Source organism: Corallococcus llansteffanensis (assembly GCF_003612055.1).
Classification (GTDB): domain Bacteria; phylum Myxococcota; class Myxococcia; order Myxococcales; family Myxococcaceae; genus Corallococcus; species Corallococcus llansteffanensis.
The window spans coordinates 1-3400 of the sequence record NZ_RAWB01000811.1; the positions used below are offsets into that span (position 1 = coordinate 1).

Annotated in this window: 3 protein-coding genes; 1 reads left to right on the plus strand and 2 read right to left on the minus strand. The window is 71.2% G+C overall.

Annotated elements, in window-relative coordinates; genetic code table 11:
- A partial coding sequence (locus D7V93_RS40550) for a S1 family peptidase (RefSeq protein WP_244237807.1) occupies positions 1-685 on the minus strand: 685 nt, incomplete at its 3' end.
- 275 nt (positions 686-960) lie between these two features.
- Between D7V93_RS40550 and infC the strand changes: the two genes are divergently transcribed.
- Complete coding sequence (infC, locus tag D7V93_RS40555; protein ID WP_120648362.1) at positions 961-1719, plus strand: translation initiation factor IF-3; 759 nt, start codon at positions 961-963, stop codon at positions 1717-1719.
- A 149-nt stretch (positions 1720-1868) separates the two neighbouring features.
- On the opposite strand, the gene D7V93_RS40560 is transcribed toward infC, so the two are convergent.
- Positions 1869-3335 (minus strand): hypothetical protein, encoded by a 1467-nt coding sequence (locus D7V93_RS40560; protein WP_120648361.1) that lies wholly within the window; start codon positions 3333-3335, stop codon positions 1869-1871.
- Positions 3336-3400: the final 65 nt, after the last annotated feature.

Below are 3400 nucleotides of genomic sequence, written 5' to 3' on the forward strand. Positions count from 1 at the left end.
CCCCCAGGACTGGCCCTCCGCTGTCGCCCACGCAGCTCATCCCCGGCGCGGGTCCCGCCTGGAAGGAGGCCGGGGCCACGCCCGTCACCTGGAGCTGCCCCTGGCGCCGCTGACCCGAGGGCCGGGCCGCGTCCTTCGTGTCCCCGTAGCCCACCGCCCGCACGGCGCTCCCCACCACCGGGGCGTCGGATGCCCCCGGCAGGCGGAAGGGCGGGACGTCGTTCACGGGCGTGGCCAGCCGCAGCAGGGCCGCGTCGTAGGCGTGCGTGGCCGGGACATGGCCAGGGTGGGACACCGCCCTCGTGACGCGCACGAACCGGCCTCCAGGCTCCGGGAGCAGGGTCTGTCCGAGGAAGACTTCGTAGGGCCCCGCCTCCCCGAACACGGCCAGGCAGTGCGCCGCCGTCAGCACCACGTCCGGGGCGATGAGGGCGCCCGAGCAGAGGAGCACCGGCGGCTCCCCCCCACAGCGCGTGCGCCGGGCCACCAGCGCCACCGCGGCGGCGTCCCCGGGCGCGTCCGTGCCCTGGACGATGGCCCGGGCGCTGGAGTCCACCGGAGGAGCCGGCTCTGGCGGGTGGGAGACGGGCAGGCAGGCAGGCAGCAGCAGCGCCGCGAGCGCAACCGCCCCGAGGGGTCGGCATCTCCTGGGGATGCGGAGGGACGCCATGGACCGTTTCGCCATGGGGCGCATCCTAGGCAACACCGGGTCGTGGGAATGGGGACGCGCCCGCGTTACCTTGCCTTGGGGGGTCGTGAACCGGGTAGAGTCCGTTGCACGTCTCCCTGCCTGGCTGGCCAGAAGGCGTGCTTCCTGACGCTTTCGGGGCAGAAGGCCTACCGTCCCGATCGGGAGTCGGACAGGCTGACTGCCGTACACACCGTAGGGCCTGCCACTTTGAAGGGCCCGCCACATCTTCACGGGTGGTGGGTCTGCAACCCTTTTTGGAGGATGTTCACATCATTCGCGAACAGAGAAACAGTCGCGGTCCCAACAGGGACCAGAGAACCAACCGCCGCATCCGCGCGCGGGAAGTCCGTGTCGTGGGCTCCGACGGGTCGCAGCTCGGGGTCATGACCATCGAGGCCGCCCTGGAGCGGTCCCGAACCGAGGGGCTCGACCTGGTCGAAGTCAGCCCCATGGCCAAGCCGCCGGTCTGCAAGATCATGGACTACGGCAAGTTCAAGTACGAGGAGAAGAAGAAGGCCTCGGACGCGAAGCGCACGCAGGTGGTCATCCAGCTCAAGGAAGTGAAGCTCCGTCCCAAGACGGAGGAGCACGACTACGAGTTCAAGGTGCGCAACACCCGCCGGTTCATCGAAGAGGGCAACAAGGCCAAGGTCGTCATCCAGTTCCGCGGGCGTGAAATCACGCACAAGGAGTTGGGCAGCGCCATCCTCGATGACGTCGTGAAGGACCTGAAGGACGTGGCCGTCGCCGAGCAGATGCCGCGCATGGAAGGCCGGCAGATGTTCATGATCCTCGCGCCCACGCCGAAGGTCGCGCAGAAGGCCCGTGAACTCGCGCGCCAGGCCGCCGCGGCCGCTCGCAAGTCCTCGCCGCCGAGCCAGAAGAAGCCGCACCCGGAAGGGGGCCACCACCCGGCCGCGGACGGAGCCTCCACGGCGCCGGTCGACGCCGACGACACGGGTTCGGACGACGCCGACGACGATACGGGCGACGAGCAGGACACCGCGACGCCTCCTACGACGACGTAGGCCGTTCGCGCGAACGGGCTATGCGTCTCCCCTCTGCCGGGAGACGCGCCCACGGGCGGTGCCCCTCGGGATGACTCCCGGGGACCCCGCCCGCGCGCACCGTCCTCTCCGGTCTCCGGTCTCCGGTCTCCGAGCCTTGGCGGCCCGCGCTAGAAGCGCAGGGCCCGGGTGGGGAGGCGACGTCCCAGCTCCATCAGGCTCAGGGTCAGCAACACCGCGAACATCGCGCTGGCACCGCCACACCCGACGGCCACCGCCTCCTGGGACGGGCCCGTCAGCGCGCTGCCCAGCGTGCCGGGGTCCTGGGGCGTCGGGCCGGACGAGGGCGGTCCACCCGAGCCTCCGGTGGCCGCGACGCGCGCGTCCCCAGCCTCGTCGTGGGACGGGGACTCCTTCGCGGCCACCGCGCTGGACTTGAGCGACGACGTGCTGGTGGAGAAGAACGACACCCGGTAGCTGGAGCCGGACGAGGGCTCGATGCCGAAGAGGGCCACCAGCGGCACGCCCGAGGGCAGCACCTCCGGCGCGGCCGGGTAGCCCGCGAAGCCGGACACCGACGCGAGCTCCTTGCCCGCGCCCGGCTTGCCGCTGGAGGAGAGCGCGCGGACCCACAGCCGGTACCCGCTGCCGTCGCTCCGGAGCTGGTTGTAGAAGAGGTACAGGCTGCTGCCCACGCGGGTGAGCGCCGGCTGCGAGGCCCAGTCCCCGTCCTCCAGCACGCGCACCGCGGAGCCGAAGCTGCTGCCGTTGAAGCGGCGGTACATCAGGCGCTCGGAGTTGTCCTTGTAGACCAGGTGCAGGCCGCCGCTCCCGTCCGCCACCGCGCTCAGCGCCGCGCCGTGGTAGATGCCGTCGGAGAAGGCGGTGCGCGTGGAGGACCAGGAGGACAGCGACGCGCTGTCGTCGCGGATCCGGTAGCGCGTGCTGTCGGAGCCGCTGTGGGAGGCCCACAGCATCATCATGCGGCTGCCCAGGTGCACCAGCCGGCCACCGCCGCGCTTGGAGATGTCGCGCGCGAGCGCGGACTGTTCGCGGAAGGTGGAGCCGCCGTCGCTGCTGACCGCGATGCTCAGCGTGTTGCTGGCGTCCTTCTCGCGGAAGAAGGCCTGCACCCACAGCCGGCCCTTCGAGTCCCTCGCCAGCTCCGCGCGGTAGTACGCGGTGCTGGAGCTGGTGGAGTCGAAGACGCGCACCGCGGACTCGGGGCTCCAGCGGTTCTTCGAGGAGCTGTAGCGCCACCACTGGAAGTACACGTCCCGGCTGGTGGAGCCGCCGATGCCCTGGCTGTCCGGCGTCTCCACTGCGTAGACGAGCGCCACGTCCCGTCCCACCACGATGAGGTCCGCGCGGTCGTAGGAGGAGCCGTCGTGGATGACGCCCTCCAGCTTCCAGCTGCTACCGCCGTTGTCGCTGCGGAACATGCGCAGCCCGTGTCCGTCCTGTCCGCCCTGTTGCACCGCGGCGAGCAGCACGGAGCCCTCGCTGCGGGACACCCGGACGATGTGCCGGTGCGCGGGCAGCGTCAGCGCGTTGCCTCCCCGCACCGGAATGGCCGTGGGCGGTGTCGCGGCCGTCATGCCCGTCAGCAGCAGTCCCGTGAGTACCGCCCAACCCATGCCTGTCCCCTCCCGTTGGATTCCTGGCGGAGAAACTGGTGGGTGGGGAGGGCCCGGAGAAGGTG

Coding starts and splice junctions, on each gene's coding strand:
- D7V93_RS40560 (WP_120648361.1), bottom strand. CDS start 3,335: ATGGGTTGGGCGGTACTCACGGGACTGCTGCTGACGGGCATGACGGCC.